Below are 18,871 nucleotides of genomic sequence, written 5' to 3'. Positions count from 1 at the left end.
TCCGAATATTTAGAGGTTACAAGATACTAGCACTATGATGAAAATTTTACATCTCACAATTTATGGCAAGGTACAAAAAGTTGGGTATCGCAAGTGGATATCAGAAATAGCAATTAATAAGGGTATAAATGGTTGGGTTGCTAACTTAAAAAATGGTGGCGTTATGTGTTTGATTATCTTAAATGCTACTAATGATATTAAATATTATTATGATATTTTTAGCAATTTTCTTTCTTTTTCAAGAGCAAAAGTGTCAAAGTTTAACATGGAAATTATAACAACAGATATTGATTTAGAAGTTCGTGAAAAATTTTATATACATTCTGATATTTACTCATACCAACAGTACTACTTTGAAATACTTGTTTTTAATAGTACGGAAGAAGAAGGTATAAAATATTTGAAGAATATTGTCACATCCTCCCATGATTCTGCATTATCAGAAACAAAATCTTATATCCGTATGGCTAGGGTTGCAAAAAGACTTAAATGGATTTCTTGTTATGAATATATATTGCAAAACATAAAGGTTGATAATATCAGAGAATTTGACATGCATGGAGAAATGTCCATCCATTTGGGCAACTCTTTTAGAGCATCCCAAACCATTTATTCAAAAGTGAACAGTTATGTTTCAAAATATGTAAAAACATCTCCGTCAAAAATCATTAATAACAAAATTAAAGCTCGTTATATTGCGCAAGACTTAAAAATTAATGTTCCCAAAATATATTATGAGAATATACCTATTAAGGAATTTTTGAGCAAATCTCATGACTTTGAATCTTACGTAATAAAGCCAATGCATGGAATCTTACGTAATAAAGCCAATGCATGCTGCTTCATCAAATGGAGTGTTTATAGTAGAAAATAATTGTTCAGAAAAAATTGAAAATAATTTTAAAATCTATGCTATAAAAGATAAGAAATCTATGTCAAGTTTTGACAATTTGATTGTTGAAATAGATTCAATTCTTAATAAAAATATTATAAAAAAAGATAGGTGGATTGTCGAGGAATATATAACACTTTCTGGACAACCAGCAAACGATTTAAAATTCTATTGCTTTTATGGTGAAGTAGCACTTGTCAGGGAGAGACGCCAAAGTGATTTAAAAAGCTGTTGGTATAATGATGCAGGTGCTATTGTGGATGCTGGGATATATGAACAGTATAAAGGTAATGGAATAGACGTAGATTTTATACAGATTGCTGCAAATATAAGCAAACAAATACCGCTTCCAAGCATTAGGATTGATTTTCTTAAACAGGAGTTTAGCAGATCGCACCTAGATTTTCTAAAATAACTCACAATTCCGGTGCATTATCCGGACAATTCCTGTAAGACCCCATTGCTCACTTCGTACCCCATAGCTTTCATTATCTGGGCCTGGGCTTGGTTTGGTTCCTCAAGTTTACGGATCGCCTTTCGGGCGCCGGCATTCCAACAAAGACATGAATGGAGTGCGCGCATCTGCTGCATTATCGTGGCCGCGGAGAGCTTCAGTCCGGCTTTTGTCAAGCGCAATTCCAAGAGGCGCAGGTAGGAGAGGGCAACAATGCAGCACAGGATGTGGCAGCGGATCTTGCTGTCTGTCCAGTGCCGCATAGGTCTCATGTTGACCAAGTCATTGTCCTTGGTTTGGCGAAAGCTTTGCTCCACCATGTACCTATCCAGGCTGGCCCTGACAATCTCATCAGTACTCCAATCCATTCTGTCCGTGATCAGCACATTCTTTCCGAACCTATCGATATGTCGCTCGATTCGATAATAGTTTTTGCGAAAGCTCATGACCAAGCCTCCACTTTTCACGGCGAAACTCAGATCGTAAAGACTGTCTGGAAGATACAGATCCCGGCAAATATTTCGGTAGCGCTCCCTGATCGTGTCTTCGTCGCGCCACTGGGCAGCCCTGGAACGAACCTTTGATCGGATTTCGTATAAAGCCGATTGGAGTGTTCGCATTTTCTTTTCGAATTTATACCGTTGCTTGGAGGCGGTCCGGGGGTTGTAGGTCACGATCACCGTGCGCGTCTGACCCCAATACTCCCCGGTGCTTCGCCAAGCAGTCAATTGATCGTCCTCTCTGCCGAGTTCACGAAGTCGCCGATTTTTTTCGGTATCCGCGACGATAAACTTTTTCCTGTCGACATGGATAAGCTCCTCGACAAAGTACGTCGAGTAGCTGGTCACGAAATGCACGCCGTCCATGGCGTCAATGACGTCCATGGCGTCTTCGGAATTCATGCCCTTGTCCAAAACCACAGTCACGTCTTGCCGACCATATTTGCGCATGGCATCCACAACGTTCTCTAGAACGCACTGAAACACCTTGGAATCATGGCAGTTGCCCTGATACTCTCGATAGAAAAAAGGCAGGCCGGTATCCCTGGCCACCAATAAGGCAAGCCCTACCTGGCGAAGCCAGTAGCGGCCCTCTTTGCTTTTCCCCGTCTGAGCGAGATCAGACTCGGTATTGCCGGCCAAGTAAGTGTAGTAGTTGGTGGTGTCGAAAAGAAAGCAGTCGGATTGGGATATCTCAATTTGCGCCAGCTTTGCGAAGAACTTCCTTGCGATAGACTCAATCTGGCCTTGACTGACCCTATCCCATTTCTTCCAGAATTTCTCCGAGGATAATGCCTTGATGTCCACCGGCCTGATCTGCTGGACGGCAGTCTTGTCGTACCAACCCGTCAGAGCTCTTTTGGACTGAGCGTGAATCATCCTGTTGAAGACTGCGTAAAGGAAGTACTCGCCAACAGATGGTCCGGTCTCGTTCTTTGCCCTGGGAACCACCTCGTCCACGATCTTGGCAATCCCGACACCTTGGTCGATCAAATTGGCCAGCCACAGCGATCCATACTCCTGGGTCTGAATTTTTTCTAACGTAGCGCCAGCGCCTTTTGCCAATTCCATGATTCTCTCTGGCGAACCAAGATAGACTTGGTTGGTGACTTTCGGCTTGCCATCGATCCGTGCCATCTCCCGTACATAGTAGTAGGGTCTACCCTTTTTGATCTTTTTGTGCAGGTGAGCCATGCGCAAGGCATATCAGTAGGGTCTAACAATGTCAACACAAAACTCGATAAAACATTAAAATATTGAATCTTATTCATTAAGTTTGGAGAGGGAAGAAGGGTCTTACGCAGACGAGAAGGCTAACAACCTGAAATTACGACAAAAAAAGGTGGGAAGGCGATGATTCGGCTAAAGTCCTGTTAAAGGCGATAACGGCATTTTTTTTGGTGAATTTACACCTAGAAGTGGAAATTATCATAATTTTAACCAAAACACAATTATCTGCTTGGACGTATGTTCAATGATGCAAATGCAAGACTTTATACCGATCTTTTACTCGGAAAAAAATTTTCTAAATTTATGCATCATTGGAGTTAATGATGTTAATCTTGTCATCACTGGTGTCCCAACGTTGCCAACGGAAAGGCATATATTATTATGAAATTAATGAATTAAAGGCCTTGCCCGCTTGTAACGACTTGAAAGGCTTTCGAAAACTCGACAATTTTATTCGTGGTAATAATGTAAAGGGAACACAAAATTGAAGCTTCTCTCTACACAATTCTACATTTTTTGAGTGTGAACAACTTTGAGCGAGTACCATTATTACAGGTGGTTGGATGCACTGTCTACCTCAACTTTCGGGGTTGATAATACAGTTTGGCTAACAGCCAACTATTTGAAAATTAAATAATTTTTTTTCTTGAAAGATCCTTTCTCACTGTTTATACTGTAAATTCTCACGGTAACAATACGAAACAGGAGAAAGGATCAAATGAAAATTAATTATTTTCAAATTGAAGGTCAAGAAGATACACAATATTCAAATCGGATTAAGAATTTTTGCTCAAAATTCAAAATACCAACAATTTTAAACAGATCTCGAATACGTAAAACTAAAGAAATTGCCGCAAAAGATATATTCTTTACATTGCTAACTTTGCCATTCCTTGGAATAGATATTTTTCAAGGTGTTATACAAAACAAGGATGCTCCATATGGAAAAGACGTCGTTTATAATTTTTTAAAGTGCGAAACTTTTAACTGGCGAAAATTTGTTCTCTTTAGCTGTACAACTAACATTGTTCTTTGAAAAGCTGACTAATAAAAATAGAGAAAAGGTCCTGATCATTGATGACTCAAGCATTGAACGTCCCAGATCCAAAATGGTCGAACTCCTAGCTAGGCTATATGATCACAGCGAAAAGAGATACTATAAAGGGTTCAGGCTCCTCTCTGTATGTTGGTCTGATGGAGCAAGTTCTTTGCCATTGGATTTCGCACTCATGTCTTCTGCTAACTCTAAAACTCGGCTGCAAGGCATTACCAAGAACCTGGACAAAAGATCTTCAGGATACAAGAGACGAATGGAAGCTGTGAACAAGTCCACTGAACTTCTGGAGCCCATGGTCAAACGTATATTGAAAATCGGCATTAAGGCCAAGTATGCCCTTATGGACAGCTGGTTCGGAATGCCGAGCATAATTAAGAGTCTAAGCCAGCATATCCATGTGATCTGCATGATCAAAAGAACGCCCACAATCCATTACCTGTTTCGAGACAGGCTATGCTCCGTGGATGACATATATCGCCAAATCAAGAAACGCCCAGGACGAGCCAGGATACTGGCCAGCGCTCTGGTTGGCATGAAGTATGGCGGACAAGCCAAAATTGTATTTGTCAGGAACCGGCACAACAAGGACTGGCTGGCCCTTTTGACCACGGATATCGATTTGCCGGACACAGAAGTTGTGCGCATCTACGGAAAACGCTGGGACATCGAGGTCTTCTTCAAAATGTGCAAACAATACCTTGGCTTGCAAAAAGGCGTACAGACCTGGTATTTTGACAGTCAAATCGCTCATACTTCCATCGTGATGATCAGATACATGTTCGTGTCCTTGGAACAAAGACGCCAGGATGATCCCAGAACCTTTGGGTCATTGTTCAGAGCCTGTTGCGAAGAAATGAAGGACCTGGACTTCATGGCCGTCCTGAAGCGCATACTTGAGCTTGCGGTCGAAAAATTACGCAGAGCTGGAGAGTACGCGGAGCAGATCTACCGCTCCTTGATATCCGCAGTATTCGGGTTAGCAATTGAGTTCTTCGGCTTGGATCGACAATTAGGTAAAAGATCATAGACACTTATTGGATAAATCGTAACTCCGAAAGTTGAGTGACTACGAAAGGGAACAGGCCCCGAACAGCAAAGTGGCTATGTTTATTTGATTAATTGTTGGGACACTAGTGTCTTGTCATATACATTAATATAAAACAAATACTCGCAATGCCCTGTAAAACGTAACACATTTTCAGCTGTCAATCTGCATAATTTCATAAAAAATCATGTTATTGGCTTCCAGTAGACTGCGCTTATTCCCGCTACATGATCAAAGGTCTTCCCGATCCAGAACCGCTTTCAGTTCAAATACCAGCACCCAAGCTATTCAAGCAGGCCATTGGACACAACAAGCCCTCAGCTGCCGTGCGCCGATCCGAAATCCGAAGACTTCCAACCCTTTAGGATTTTGCCTCAAGCACAGGTGTAGCGGTGATGCAGACTTCTTCTTGAAGCGTTCGTTTGAATGCTCTACAATCCCGTTCTGCTAAGGGTAACTTGTGGCCAATGCGCCGAACCTTGACGCCCATGTTTGGAAGAGTTTGGTTGACCACCGAAACGTAACCTCACTGTTCTCAACCCTTACCAAATCAACCACAACATTTTAATTTTACACATTAATTATGACAACACCATCACAAATCAAAAACATTCTTTGCATCGGTGCCGGATATGTCGGCGGGCCGACCATGGCTATGATTGCACTAAAGTGCCCTAATTGTCGTGTTACTGTGGTTGATATCAACCATGAACGTATCGCTGCCTGGAATTCCGACCTGCTGCCTATCTATGAACCAGGCTTGGACGAGGTAGTCAGGGCGGTACGTGGAAAGAATCTTTTCTTCTCCACGGATATCGACCAAGGGATTCGAGAGGCCGACATCATTTTCGTCAGTGTGAACACGCCTACTAACCCAAGTTTACTAATTGCTGGGCCCAAAACCATTTTTTCGGGTCATTTTCAGGCAGACTCCGAATGTAAGCATTTAATATAATTAACATGAGCTTCCAGGAAAGGTCGTTGTAGTGCCCATATGGATAGCCTTGGGGGTTGCCAAGCCTCGTGAGTATGCTACAATGGCCCGATGTTTATCCGCGAAAAAGTCAAACAAAACAAAAACCCGAAGAAAGTTTATCATGCTCACTTTCTCGTAGAGTCCATCAGAACGGTCAATGGCCCAAGGCAGCGAACAATTCTCAAGCTGGGAACGCTCTCGTTGCCCAAGGAGAAATGGAAAGCTCTGGCCAATCGGATCGAGGAGATTTACCTCGGATCCCAAAACTTTTTACAAGTCGATCCTGAGGTTGAACCACTGGCGAGCCACTTTGCCAGGCTCCTGATCCAACAAAAAATCGCCGAGAAACAGCAGGCTCCGCAAGAAGATAAGGGAGGCCCGGATTATTTGACCGTAGATGTCAGTGAACTCTCCTCTTCACCGGCGAAGTCGGTCGGGGCGGAACATGTCGGCGTGCATGCCATGCAACAGCTCGGTTTTTTTGATCTCTTCAAAGAACTTGATTTAACGAGAAGGCAGTCCGACTTGGCGACCCTGTCCATCGTAGGCCGACTTGTTCATCCCTGCAGCGAGAACGAACTCAAACGCTTTGCAAAAGAAAACAGCGCGTTAGACCTGATCCTGAATACCGATTTTTCAAGAATCGGCCAAAATGAACTCTACAATGTTTCGGATCTGCTCTTTGAAAACAAAGAGCACATTGAATCCTTTTTGCGCAATCGCGCCAAGAAAGTGTTCTGTCTTAAGGAAACCATCATCTTATACGACTTGACGAACACGCATTTTGAAGGCGCGGTCAAGCAATGCTCCAAGGCTCATCGAGGACGATCCAAGCAAAAGCAGCATCAAAGGCCGCTGGTGACGCTCGGCCTGGTCATGGATGAACTTGGTTTCCTCAAGTCCAGCAAAACCTTCGACGGTAACGTCGTCGAAGCTCATACTTTCCAGGAAATGATCAAGGATCTTCATCAACAATCCCAAGGACTACGACCGGTTTTACCGCTTTACAAGCCTACGGTGGTCATGGATGCCGGAATCGCCACCGAAGAGAACCTTGCTTTCCTCAAGGAACAAAATTTTGCGTATATTGTCGTATCTCGCAAGAAATACAAAGAAATTCCTGAAGGAGAGGCCGTCTCCGTTAAAGACGGCGTCACGGTCAAATCCTTCACTCAGGATGATGAGGTGATCCTGCATTGTCAAAGTCAATCCAAAGAACAAAAAGAACAGGGTATCGTCACAAAAGCTAAAGACAAGATGGAAGCCGAACTCAAGGCGTTGCGCGAGGGCCTGAGTCAGAAAAACAAGCTCAAAAAATACGTCAAGGTCCTGGAAAAGATCGGTAAGCTTCGCAAACAGTATTCGCGAGTCTCCAAAGCCTTTGAAATCAACGTCACACAAGATGAAGACTTGGCCGTGGATCTCGTATGGACCTATGATCCGAAAAAACTGGGCAAACCCTACGACGGCAGCTACTTTCTGCGTACAAGTCGCACCGACCTCGATCCGGCCCGGATATGGGAGGTCTACATCATGCTGACGATTCTGGAGGGAGCCTTCCGTCACATGAAGAGCGAACTTGGCCTGCGTCCGAACTTCCACCGAAAAGAGGACCGCATCGAGGGTCACATGTTCATAACCGTGCTGGCCTACCACCTCCTGCATTGGATCGGGTACAGGCTCAAAAAGGCGGGCATGTGCAGTTCGTGGACAGGGATCAGGGAAACCCTTGATACCCATCGTCTTCTGACCACCAGCATGCCCGTCAAGGATGGTGGAATTGTGAGTATTCTGCACTGCACAACTCCAACGGTCGAACAAGCGAAAATCTACAACGTCTTGGGCGCTTCGGGGATGCCCATCAAAAAAACGAAGGTGGTCACGAAACAAAAGTAGTGCCTACGAGATGCCGCAAATCCAACGTAACACGCTAAAATAAAATGAATAATCTTCAACGCATTAGTAAACTTGGGCTAAGACTTTCGGGGTAGGCGCGGGCATGGCATCGGACCTTCAATATTGGGAGAAAACCGCGCGGCGCATTTTGGAATGCACTCAAGACGATGATGCGTCGCGGCCTCCAAGAATCATCGTGGAAAAAAGCACGCTTCCAGTGAAAACTGCCTTGGCCATGGAGCGAATTCTCCACTCCAATAACGGTGGCAGCCGCAGTCGGTATCAGGTTCTCTCCAACCCTGAGTTCCTGGCCGAAGGCACGGCCATCAAGGACCTTGAAAACCCGGATCGGGTGGTAATTGGTTCCCGTCTCACCCCGGAAGGGATCAAGGCCCGCAACGAACTGGTGGCTATTTACGCTCAGTGGGTCGAGCCGGAGCGGATTATCACTTCGGACATCTGGAGCAGCGAACTGTCCAAACTTGTGGCCAATGCTTTTCTGGCCCAGCGTATATCTTCCATCAATTCCATTTCGGCTTTATGCGAACAAACCGACGCCGATATCAGCCATGTCGCACGTGCGGTAGGCACGGATACCCGCATCGGCCCCAAATTTCTCAATGCCAGCATCGGTTTTGGCGGCTCCTGCTTCAAGAAGGACATCCTCAATCTGGTCTACATCTGCCGCAGCTATGGTCTGGATGTCGTGGCCGATTACTGGGAAGGGGTTATCCGGATCAATGACTACCAGAAAGACCGTTTCGTCCATAAGATGATAGCCACCATGTTCAACACTTTGGCCGGAAAACGTATCTGCCTGATGGGCTTCGCCTTCAAGGCGGATACCGGCGATACACGTGAAAGCCCGGCCATTCACGTGACCCAAAAACTGGTTGAGGAGCATGCTGAAGTGGTGATCACAGACCCCAAAGCACTGGTCAACGCCAGTCAGGATCTCGCGGATCTGCCCGGAGTCAGCCTAGTCGAAGATGTGTACGAGGCAGTGCAGGGCTGTCACGCCTTGGCCGTGATGACTGAATGGAACCTATACCAGGACCTGGATTATCAGCGAATTCACAAATCCATGGGCCATCCCGCCTTTATCTTCGATGGCCGCAACATTCTGAACCACAATCAGCTCCACTCCATTGGTTTCAATGTGTTCCCGCTGGGCAAACCTGCCTTGACGCATTTGTGAGCGAGGAGGACAAGCATCAAAGTAAGCGTTCCTATCCTGTGCTTGCGCTATATTCCGTCCTGGCTGAATGATGGAAGGCCATCCAATGACGCAATGCTGAGCACACACACACTACATGAGTACTTACCGAGTAATCGTTGGAACGGTATGCCTCCTGGCCCTGCTTTTGGCAGGGCTTTCTTTCGGGGGCACATGGCCGGTTTTCATTGTTGATTTTGAAGACCCGGCACTGGCGAACCGTTTTTTTGAACATCGCCCCCAGGCTGACGACGCCTTGACCATCGACTGTTCCGTATCTCGTATCGGCAACTGTTCCCAGCGCTCCCATGTTGCCCCGAATGCTGAATACGTCAGCGCCAATGCATTTCGCTCGGAGGCGGATGCCATGAACCTTCGCTCCGGACGGTACGGGGAAGGGGACCGGTTCGTATATCGCTTCAGTCTGCGCCTTGAAGAAGACTGGACGTTCGATACTTCGGACCGGATTGACATTGTCTGGCAGTTCAAGCGATTCAGCGCCAGGCCGGACGCGTTTCTCGCGGTGAAGGGAGAAGCCCTGGTTCTGCGTGTCGGGCCAAGCCATCAGCAAACGCTGCTGCCGTCCACCGTCACAGGGGAATGGATGGATATCGAGCTGGACGTGACATGGTCCATGACCCCGAGTGGCCGGATCAACGGTGTTGTCACCCTGTCGGATGACCACCACCCCTTCGAGTACCTTGGCCCCACCATGGGGCAAGCCGAATCCACGGCAGGGTATCTGAAGTGGGGACTGTACAAGCCCGGTTCCACCGACGACACATTTACCTTCGCCCCACGGACTGTCTGGCACGATGAGGTATCCGTCGTGCTGATGGAACACCCTTTTTGAGCATCTGTCGCCGGCTCTTAGCAGCCCCCTGATCTTGAACATTTATCCCACCGGATAAACGCGTGACCGTATCGTTTTTTAAGCAGGCCCATACGGCTTTTGACGCCGGAAACTATGAACGTGCCGCGAACTTGTACGAACAGGCAATGTTCGAGCGACCGGAACTGGCCGCTGCGTACCGCATCAACCTGGAACGCGCCTGGGCCAAAATGGGGCGTACCATCGCCGAGGACATGCCTGCTCCGGTGCGGGAAGGTGCCGTGGTACTCGATGATTTGTACCGCGAGGTGGCCCAAGCCGTTGAACGACTGCCGACTTCCCCTGCTGCCCAGCCAGACATTTTGGCCACCGTGGTGATGACCGCGCACAATGTTGCCCCGTACATTGAGCAATCCGTGACCTCGGTCATGCGGCAGACCCATCACCCCTTGGAAATTATTGTCGTTGACGATGCCAGCACGGACGACACCTATCGGATCTTGCGGCGCTTGGCCTCTGAATATCCTATCGTATTGCGACGCTTGAACGCCAACCTGGGAACGTATTTCGCCAAGAACGTCGGAGTGCGTCTTGCCCAGGGGCAATTCGTATTTTTTCAGGACGGCGACGACCTTTGCCATCCGGAGAGAATCCGGCTGGGTTTGCGTGAACTGCTGCAACCGGGAACAGTCTGCGTACAGGGCAGTTATTCGCGTGTTCTGTTCCCATCGGGCCGGGTTCTCCCGGTAAACGGCCTGGTTAAAAAAGCCGGGTTGATCACCCTGGGTGTCAGCAGAACGGTGTTTGACGAGATCGGCTATTTCAACTGCACGACCAAGGCTTCGGACGATGAGTTCTTCCAACGCCTACAAGCATTCTACGGCAAGCGCCCAGGAGCCGTGCGAGGGCTGGATCTGCCTCTGTATTACAACACATTGCGCGAGGGTTCGCTTTTTGCCGACATGATCGCCAACAATCCCGAGACGGATGGATGCATCGAGCAACGCCCGTCTCCTGTTCGCCAGCAGTATGTTGATACGTTCCAGCGCCTGCACCAGGACAAGCCCAGCCACGAATTTCGGTCTTATTTTCAATTTCCCGTAACCCGGGACCTGATCAAGGTCGCCCCGGAAATGACCCGTCTGGCCAATCCTGACATTCCGGTAGTTGCGAGCCTGTGCTCGATTCCCGAGCGACGCGATAAGCTGGAACGAGTTCTGATAAGCATGGCCCCCCAGGTGGATGAACTGCACGTTTACCTGGACCGCTACGAGTCGCCACCTGATTTTTTGCGTGATTGCCATCCTCGGGTAACGATTCGTCTTTCCAGACAGCTGCCCGGATTGCGTGACAACGGCAAATTCGTGCCGCTTTTGGAGAGAGAGCAGGAATGCTACTTTTTCACCGTTGACGACGATATTGAATACCCACCGGACTATGTGAACGCACTTGTTAAAAAAATCGAGTGGTATGGACGGCTGGCGGTTGTGGGTGTGCATGGGGTTCTGATACCTGAACGCCCAGCAGGCTATTTCTCAGGGTTCAGGCGCGTACACTGGTTCGGTGCTGAACTGGAACAGGACCAGTTGGTGAACAACCTGGGAACCGGGACAACGGCATTCCACTCGTCCCTATTGACAGGACTTGACTATCGCCAGTTCAAGCACGCCGGAATGGTAGATTTGTACCTGGCGGCCTTGTGCAAGACCCGCGCAGTTCCAATGATCGCGGTATCAAGACCACCCAGATGGCTGATGGAAATCGAGACGCCACATGATCCCCAGCATCCCGTAACACCAACCTTGTTCACAGAAGGTTGTTCGAATGACGCAAAACAAGCACAGCTAGTGTGCCAACATGCACCATGGGGATATAAGGCAATCATCCAGGCCGTTGAAAAAGCAACACGCCGGGATGCTTCTGAAGAAGCAAAGGCACGGCTACGTTCTTTGCTTCCTCGACTGCCGCAATGTTTGTGGTAAGGAAAGCCTTGGTTGTTTGGGAGGTGAGTGGGGTGCGATCTTGCAACGGCGCTTTCGATTCAGTACGTAACCTTCCATGAGCGAGATCAACAAAAAGCACGATACCTTCTTCCGGGAAACCATGAGCCACAAGGAAGTTGCCGCCGACTTCCTGGCGAATTACCTTCCGGCCAAGGTGTTGAAGCATGTCAGGTTGGACACGCTGACCATCACCAAGGACAGCTTCGTGGACGCGAAACAGGCCGAGCATTATTCCGACCTGCTCTATCAGGTCATGCTGAGCAACGGCTTGCCCGGATTCGTGTATTTCCTCTTTGAGCACAAAAGCTATCCGGACCGGTTCGTGGTTCTCCAGCTGCTCCGGTATATCATCGAAATCTGGGAACTGTATCTCAGACAGAGGCCGCAAGCCAAAACACTGCCTCTGATCATCCCGATCATTGTCTATCACGGCAAACCCAAGGGCCAGGCCGTACGGCTTTCCGAACTGGTGGACACTCCCGACCCGGAACTGTCCGCCTACGTGCCGGACTTCGACCTCGCCTTCTACGACTTCTCCCCGGAAACCGACGAGGCCATCAAAGGCGTGATTCTTAACAAACTGTTCCTGCTCTGCCTCCAGGTCAAGAACACCCCGGAGGACGTAGAGAAAGTATGGGAGATCATCGCTCTGGTGGCTCAAATGGACGAGAACGCCACGTCCATGCACTGGCTGGAAAAGATTTTCCGATACGTGCTTTCGGTTATGGACATTGAGTACAAAGAAATGCAGGATATGTTCACGAAAAGCCTTTCAGCAGGAAAAGGAGGCATGTTTATGACAGTAGCAGAAAGACTTGAACTACGTGGTGAAACGAGAGGGTTGCAGAAGGGGCAAATCGAAGGTCGCCAAGCCATCCTTCAACGCCTCGTCACCAAACGCTTCGGCCAGAATATCCTTGACAGCCAATTCCAGGATCGACTCCACAAAGCCACGCCGGAGCAGCTCGACCTCTGGGCCGAGAAACTTCTGGACGCCAAGAGCATCGACGAGGTGTTCAGGGACAACTGAACCGTTCGGACATTTGGAACTTTAGGGAAGGGGAGGCCATCTTGGCTTCCCTTTCTTTTTACAGACTAACTGAGAACGCCCATCGCCTTCATTTATGTTCCGGACTTCCAGCCAAGGGGAAGCCATCGAATATTGTTGCCAACAAATACTGCTTTTCCTCGTAAATACATTCCCCAGATTCGCCATTTAAGGCATCCAATCTTCAATTGGCACGCTCAGCATGTCAAAAGGTACAGTTGCCGTAAAACCGATCCTCGAGCCCTCTGCCTGTATGTGACTGATTGCGGCCACTTTCGATCACCAATCTGCCTCACTTCTCTTCACTTTTTCAAAAATACCTGCCTGAAGTTGTTATAAGCTCCAAAGGGACCTCTTTAGCATCCCAAGGAAACCATCCCCAAGCCGCTCTGGAACCATCCAGGGCGGCTTTAACTTTTTCAGGAGGTAATCTCATGCCCAAGGTACACTTGCGTCCGGCATTTGTTGCTGATCCGCCGTTACCGGAAAATAAAGCCAAGATCGATTACTTTGACACTCAACTTCAGGGCTTTCTGCTGGAAGTGCGCAGTACCGGCACGTCCACATTTTATTTGAGGTACAGAGACAATTCCGGAAATCTGAAACAGATCAAAATCGGCACACCGCAAACAATCGGGGTTGAAGATGCTCGCAATATCGCAAAGACAATGAAAAGCCAGTCAGTGATCGGCTTTGATCCCCACCAGGCCCAGACAAAGCTGAAGGCGATCCCGACATTTCGTGACTTCGTGAAGAATAATTACATTCCGTACATCAAAACCTACAAGCGGACCTGGGAGTACGATCAGACTGCCATCGAGCAACGCATGATGAAGCTGTGGGGCCAGAAAAAGCTGAGCGACATCAGCAAACATGACCTGGTGGACCTACAGAACAAGCTTTCCGCTGGAGGCCTGAAACCGGGTTCGGTAAATCGCAACATGGCCATCGTGAAATACATTTTCAGCCTGGCCGAACGCTGGGAGATTATCGACAAGTCCCCGGCCCGGCACATCCCAAAGTTGGCGGAGAACAATCAAAAGGAGCGGTTTCTCACCGTCGAGGAGATGCAGCGCCTTTTGACCGCGCTCAAGGAATGCAACAGTGACGTTGTGCCGGATATTGTTGAGTTACTGATGGTTACCGGGGCCAGAAAATCCGAGGTTGTCGAACTGGAGTGGAAAGAGTTGAACCTGGAGAAGGCCACATGGACGCTTCCCGCATCACGCAACAAAACCAAAAGGCCCAAAACCATTCCCTTGTCAGACAGAGCGGTGGAAGTGCTGACACGGAGGCAAAACAACGGCTCCAAGTATGTTTTCCCGAACCCTAAAACCGGCAAGCCCTTGCTGTACTTCTTCTCCACTTGGAATCGGATCAGAAAGGCAGCCGGAATCCCCGACGTTCGCCTGCATGATCTCCGGCACAGCTACGCTTCTTTTCTGGTGAATAGCGGCAGATCCCTCTACGAAGTGCAGAAGCTACTGGGGCATTCGCAGATATCAACCACGCAAAGATATGCACATCTGACACACGGCACATTGTCCGAAGCAACGAAGATTATGGACACGCTGGTGGGTATATGATGGGTGAAAATTTGGGGTGAACTATACGAGATAATTCACTTTCGTTTGTTAATACCCACCCTACGCTGGTGGGTATATGGTGGGTGGAGATCGTGCTACTGAAAGGGTAGGGTAAATATTATTAAAATCCGATAGGTTATGATTTTGCAGTGAAAGTATGTGCCCATATTTGGTGGGTCGAGCAGAGGGTGATGAAGGTGAATATCTACGATACCAGCCGGCATCACCCTTATTTGTTAACAAATCGATGGCGGGCCGGGTTGTATTTGGGTCCGCTAACAAGGAGGTTGATGATATGAACGAGAAAAGTCTGTTGTCGTTGCGGGAAATTGCCAGGGAGTTGAACCTGAATTATCGAATCGTGGTCAACTACAAGAACCAGATTCAAAGCCTTCTCCCAGGAAGAAACGGAGGCCAGTTCAACAAATACCCGCCCGAGTGCAAGGATTTATTCAGCCTCGTCGCTATGTTGCGTGAGGAAGGGTACACCTTTGAGATGATCAGGAAAATATTGACCGGCCAGGAACCAGTTCCAGATGACGACGATATAAAGGAGTGGGTCGCGTCCTGGGTCAGCAATCTGAGACAGATCAATCCAGATCAATCTGGACTGATCCAGACCGATCCAGACCAATCCAGATTGATCCAAACCAATCTGGAGCAGCTTGGATTAATCCAGATCAATCCAGATCAATCCGAACTAGTTTATGCCGATCCAGACCACTCCAGACCGATCCAGATCAATCCGGATCAATCCGGATCGATCCAGACCGATCCAAACCTTCTCGAAACCATCCAGAACCAGACCGACCAATCCATCTCCCGCCTCGAATCCCGACTCCTCTCCCAGATCTCCGGGATCATCCCTCAGATCAATTCCGCGCTGACGCAGTATTATAAGGTTGCCGTCGAGCTTCAGGCCAGAATCAAGAAGCTGGAGTCAGACCTCGGCGTGGGAGGCGAACACTTTATGGGAACAGAACTGGACCTCGAAAAAATTCAGGTCAAGATGGAGCATGTCGATTTTGACGATGTCGATAATGCCGGCAACGCCGAGCATAATGCCAGGGATGCCGGTCCAAAACGCAAAAGGACCAGAACCTTCAAAGACCCAAAGGACTATTCCGACAGCCCAGACCTGGACCCTGTGAAGAAATCAATCCACGAGGGCAAACCCGAGAGGGAAGCCGTAACTCACTGGATACAGGCCATGCAGGCCAAGCACCCCGAGTTGAGCTTTTCGGATATGGCCAGAATACTCGACCATGCCGGGGTGCCGACGCTGAGTGCCAGGAAAGGCTGGAATCGGGGAACCCTGAGGAGCCTGCTTATGGAGCAACAGCAGTCAGAACCAGACTGACCAGCGGAGTTGGGGCCGGGGACAATAAAGGATGCCCTGGCTTCGGAGTGGTGAGGTGCGGAACGGACTGGAAGGGGATGCCGGGGTGGTTTATCTGCCCCGGCTTTTTTTTAGCAGTCGTCATTACCGCGCCGTGGAAGGGCCTCTCGGGATGTGATGAAAGCAGCCGGGCATCTGATGGGAACGCTCAACTTGGTAATTTTAAAGCATATTGGATGGACAGGGGGGCGGCTCAGCGACAAGTTCTGCCCGACTATCGAAAAAAATACACGAAATTTTTGCCCCCACTCTTGACATCAACCACGAAAGTTCGTAGTTGTTCATCGCTGTGTTGTTCGTACTCACTCCAAGGAGGGCTCTATTGGATCAAGAAGCAAAAGACAAGCACAAAGAAAAGCAAAAAGCGGCAATGGCGTTGAAGATCAAGGAAATACGGGGAAAGCTTGACCATACTCAAGAACAATTCGCAAGACTCCTGCAGGTTCAGACGAGCACCGTTGCGGGATGGGAACAGGAGAGAAATCTTCCAGGCAAGGACTCTATCAAGGCGATCGAAGACATAGAAGAAATGACTCATGACGAAGATTTTGTTCGAGTCGTTCAAGACTCAATTTGGAAGAAAGATGGGTTTGAGGCAGTGGCAGTACTTATCGGAATGATCTTGGGCCTAACGAAGATCACGAAACTGCGGTACGACGTGGCCAAGAACATGCTCCGGCCTGGTTCAACCTACCTTGCAGCGGCGGAAGCCTATTTGGATCGGGCGGGAAATTATTACAGATAGAAACACTCAACCGGAAAAGGAGATTTATGAAAGAAATCGGCGGAGGGACTATTTTTCACGGTGGGTTGGACATCCACTCGACATCTAACAAGGAGGGAAGAGTGCAAATAGTCGCAGAAGAAAGGGAGGTGCTCACAATGGAACACATCTTGTGGAGCTGGCTTATCTATAATCTGCAGGATTTGGCCATGAAGAAACACAGCTTCTACTTTTTCGAATGTTCACCTGACACCGCCGACTTGTATATTACGCGTGCCCTTTTGAAGAATATGCGAGGTATCGATGTCGGTGGTACATTGGACTACTTAAGGGAAAAAGGATGGTACTGCGACTGTGAGTTGTTGAGAGGACAGGGAATTGGTCCATATGGTAGGTTCACAGACTTGATTGATCGCGGAAATATTCGAAAGTAATTCGAGCTCTATGGTGAAGGGGTGGAAGACGGTTTGAGGCTCACTGGACAGCTTTTGCAAAAGACCGGGGGGAGGAAATGCTCCCCCCCACAGAGGGCCTCGGAGTAATGGCCGATTGAGTCGCGTTGAAGAAATCAGATAAACATTAACCATGACAGGAGATTGTATGCTCGAAGAATCGACTAAGGACATCATGCCAATGAACAACTCGCGGGAGGTATGCTTTCAGAAGGCTCTGGAGTTCAACGAAGAAGTAATCAGGTTGGATGGGATCGCGGGTGATCCCAAATTACTGAGGAAGAAGATTGACGTAATCTGTAGTCAGTGCTCTCCCGGCTCGAGAAGGGCAGTTGCTATGTACAACCTCGGAATGGATAGCCGTCTTGTTGATTCCGGAGGGAACCCGCCAGAGAACGTCCATGTGAAGAATTCTGGGGGACCAGGCAAAGGAAAATCGTTTCCCTTGGAGATAACGCTGAAGCTGTACCCGGAAAGTGCCTATTTCCAATTGTACAGCATGTCCCCAAAGGCCCTTATATACATGGGGGACGATCTCAGTTTCCGAGTGCTGATCATTACCGAGGCTGATTATCTGGCCAAGAACAAAGAAGCTGCCGGAATTGTTCGGTCTTTGATCTCGGAAGGTTACTACACCCATATCACCACAGCTGGCTCTAATGGAGAAAGATGCTTGGTCAGGCACACAGTCAGAGGTCCCATTTCCTTCATCACGACAACCACGGCCCCTGAACTTGAGTACCAGCTTGAAGACCGATTGTTCACCATCCACCCGAATGACTCGGTGGAAGCCACCTACGACGCACTGAAGCAAATGGCGGCCTCAGCAACAAATCGGAAAAAGAAGATCAGCGAAGAAAAGTTGAATGAATGGCGGAACTTTCATGCATGGCTAGTACCAAAGCAAGTAGAAATCCCGTTTATCAGCGAAATACTGGAAAAATATTTGGAGTTGAACACTATACCTACTGACGGAGCACTCCGAAACTTCAAACGGATAATATCTTCGATTATGACCATCACTGTCCTCTACCAAGGTCAGCGATGGGAAAATAATGAGGGTGTCCTGACTGCTGAGTTGCCGGACTATGCGATGGCGTACCAACTGATCAACAACTCGGTCATTGAACGGCTTCAGGGCGGTCCCACCAAGCCTGACGTGTACATTGACACTGTCCGCGAGGAAGGTCCGATGTCACTGACGGACTTGGCCAGGAAACTTGGGATTCCCAAGTCAACGGTATCGGACAATGTGATTAAGCGGGTCAAATCCGGCGCTCTGCTCTGGACCGATAAAAATGGGAACCAGTTTAGTAATGAAGCACGTGCCAGACGTGCGAAGCAGGGCAATGGTGGAGGAGCCTATATTCGAGTCCATGAAGCAAAAGGACTTCCAAGTCCTTTCGAGCTTACCGGCGACATGGCTTGGCTACCGGGCGGAGAGCATTTCAACATGTATAACTTGGGGTTGGAATAAGCTGTCCGGGTATCCGGCATTTTTTGGGCATATGCTCCTGCTTGGCAGGGGCTATGCCTGGCAGGGGCCTCACCATGAGTCGCC

17 protein-coding genes are annotated in these 18,871 nt (G+C 48.4%); 16 read left to right on the top strand and 1 reads right to left on the bottom strand.

The features are described 5' to 3' along the window. Nucleotides 1-34: 34 nt before the first annotated feature. Together ACYQ15_RS12595 and ACYQ15_RS12590 are read left to right on the top strand one after the other, a co-directional pair. Nucleotides 35-874 carry an acylphosphatase gene (locus ACYQ15_RS12595; protein ID WP_459937861.1) on the top strand — a complete coding sequence of 280 codons (840 nt, stop codon included), beginning with the start codon at nucleotides 35-37 and terminating at the stop codon, nucleotides 872-874. Continuing rightward, nucleotides 855-1,307: an ATP-grasp fold amidoligase family protein gene (locus ACYQ15_RS12590; protein ID WP_459937860.1), complete on the top strand. Its 453-nt coding sequence runs from the start codon at nucleotides 855-857 to the stop codon at nucleotides 1,305-1,307. The genes ACYQ15_RS12595 and ACYQ15_RS12590 overlap by 20 nt, the downstream gene beginning before the upstream one ends. 17 nt (nucleotides 1,308-1,324) lie before the next feature. On the opposite strand, the gene ACYQ15_RS12585 is transcribed toward ACYQ15_RS12590, so the two are convergent. Further along, on the bottom strand, nucleotides 1,325-3,040 hold the full coding sequence (locus tag ACYQ15_RS12585) for an IS1634 family transposase (RefSeq protein WP_459937859.1): 1,716 nt from the start codon (nucleotides 3,038-3,040) through the stop codon (nucleotides 1,325-1,327). A 754-nt stretch (nucleotides 3,041-3,794) separates the two neighbouring features. Between ACYQ15_RS12585 and ACYQ15_RS12580 the strand changes: the two genes are divergently transcribed. From ACYQ15_RS12580 to ACYQ15_RS12515, 14 genes are all read left to right on the top strand, one after another. Then, on the top strand, nucleotides 3,795-4,112 hold the full coding sequence (locus ACYQ15_RS12580) for a hypothetical protein (protein ID WP_459937858.1): 318 nt from the start codon (nucleotides 3,795-3,797) through the stop codon (nucleotides 4,110-4,112). Next, nucleotides 4,075-5,160: an IS4 family transposase gene (locus tag ACYQ15_RS12575; RefSeq protein ID WP_459937857.1), complete on the top strand. Its 1,086-nt coding sequence runs from the start codon at nucleotides 4,075-4,077 to the stop codon at nucleotides 5,158-5,160. Before ACYQ15_RS12580 ends, ACYQ15_RS12575 begins: the two co-directional genes overlap by 38 nt. Nucleotides 5,161-5,761: 601 nt before the next feature. Next, nucleotides 5,762-6,133 (top strand): UDP-glucose 6-dehydrogenase, encoded by a 372-nt coding sequence (locus ACYQ15_RS12570; protein WP_459937856.1) that lies wholly within the window; start codon nucleotides 5,762-5,764, stop codon nucleotides 6,131-6,133. A gap of 90 nt (nucleotides 6,134-6,223) precedes the next feature. Continuing rightward, nucleotides 6,224-8,050: an IS1634 family transposase gene (locus ACYQ15_RS12565; RefSeq protein ID WP_459937855.1), complete on the top strand. Its 1,827-nt coding sequence runs from the start codon at nucleotides 6,224-6,226 to the stop codon at nucleotides 8,048-8,050. Between the two features lie 103 nt (nucleotides 8,051-8,153). Next, nucleotides 8,154-9,248: a nucleotide sugar dehydrogenase gene (locus ACYQ15_RS12560; RefSeq protein WP_459937854.1), complete on the top strand. Its 1,095-nt coding sequence runs from the start codon at nucleotides 8,154-8,156 to the stop codon at nucleotides 9,246-9,248. 115 nt (nucleotides 9,249-9,363) lie between these two features. Continuing rightward, on the top strand, nucleotides 9,364-10,119 hold the full coding sequence (locus ACYQ15_RS12555; protein ID WP_459937853.1) for a heparin lyase I family protein: 756 nt from the start codon (nucleotides 9,364-9,366) through the stop codon (nucleotides 10,117-10,119). Between the two features lie 62 nt (nucleotides 10,120-10,181). Next, nucleotides 10,182-12,080 carry a glycosyltransferase gene (locus tag ACYQ15_RS12550; RefSeq protein WP_459937852.1) on the top strand — a complete coding sequence of 633 codons (1,899 nt, stop codon included), beginning with the start codon at nucleotides 10,182-10,184 and terminating at the stop codon, nucleotides 12,078-12,080. Between the two features lie 76 nt (nucleotides 12,081-12,156). Then, nucleotides 12,157-13,131, top strand: coding sequence for an Rpn family recombination-promoting nuclease/putative transposase (locus tag ACYQ15_RS12545; protein ID WP_459937851.1), 975 nt, complete (start codon nucleotides 12,157-12,159; stop codon nucleotides 13,129-13,131). Nucleotides 13,132-13,583: 452 nt separating this feature from the next. Next, nucleotides 13,584-14,735, top strand: coding sequence for a site-specific integrase (locus ACYQ15_RS12540; protein WP_459937850.1), 1,152 nt, complete (start codon nucleotides 13,584-13,586; stop codon nucleotides 14,733-14,735). A 295-nt stretch (nucleotides 14,736-15,030) separates the two neighbouring features. Then, entirely contained in the window at nucleotides 15,031-16,095 is a 1,065-nt protein-coding gene (locus ACYQ15_RS12535) for a MerR family transcriptional regulator (RefSeq protein ID WP_459937849.1), read from the top strand. A 31-nt stretch (nucleotides 16,096-16,126) separates the two neighbouring features. Next, nucleotides 16,127-16,252, top strand: a complete 126-nt coding sequence (locus tag ACYQ15_RS12530; protein ID WP_459937848.1) for a hypothetical protein — start codon at nucleotides 16,127-16,129, stop codon at nucleotides 16,250-16,252. A gap of 204 nt (nucleotides 16,253-16,456) precedes the next feature. Further along, complete coding sequence (locus tag ACYQ15_RS12525; protein WP_459937847.1) at nucleotides 16,457-16,879, top strand: helix-turn-helix domain-containing protein; 423 nt, start codon at nucleotides 16,457-16,459, stop codon at nucleotides 16,877-16,879. Between the two features lie 26 nt (nucleotides 16,880-16,905). Continuing rightward, the gene (locus tag ACYQ15_RS12520) at nucleotides 16,906-17,292 is read left to right on the top strand and encodes a hypothetical protein (protein WP_459937846.1); all 387 of its coding nucleotides are present in this window, start codon (nucleotides 16,906-16,908) and stop codon (nucleotides 17,290-17,292) included. 166 nt (nucleotides 17,293-17,458) lie between these two features. Next, complete coding sequence (locus ACYQ15_RS12515) at nucleotides 17,459-18,787, top strand: hypothetical protein (protein ID WP_459937845.1); 1,329 nt, start codon at nucleotides 17,459-17,461, stop codon at nucleotides 18,785-18,787. Nucleotides 18,788-18,871: the final 84 nt, after the last annotated feature.

The sequence above is a fragment of the Desulfonatronum parangueonense genome (assembly GCF_054656975.1).
This window is presented reverse-complemented; position numbering and strand designations above follow the sequence as displayed.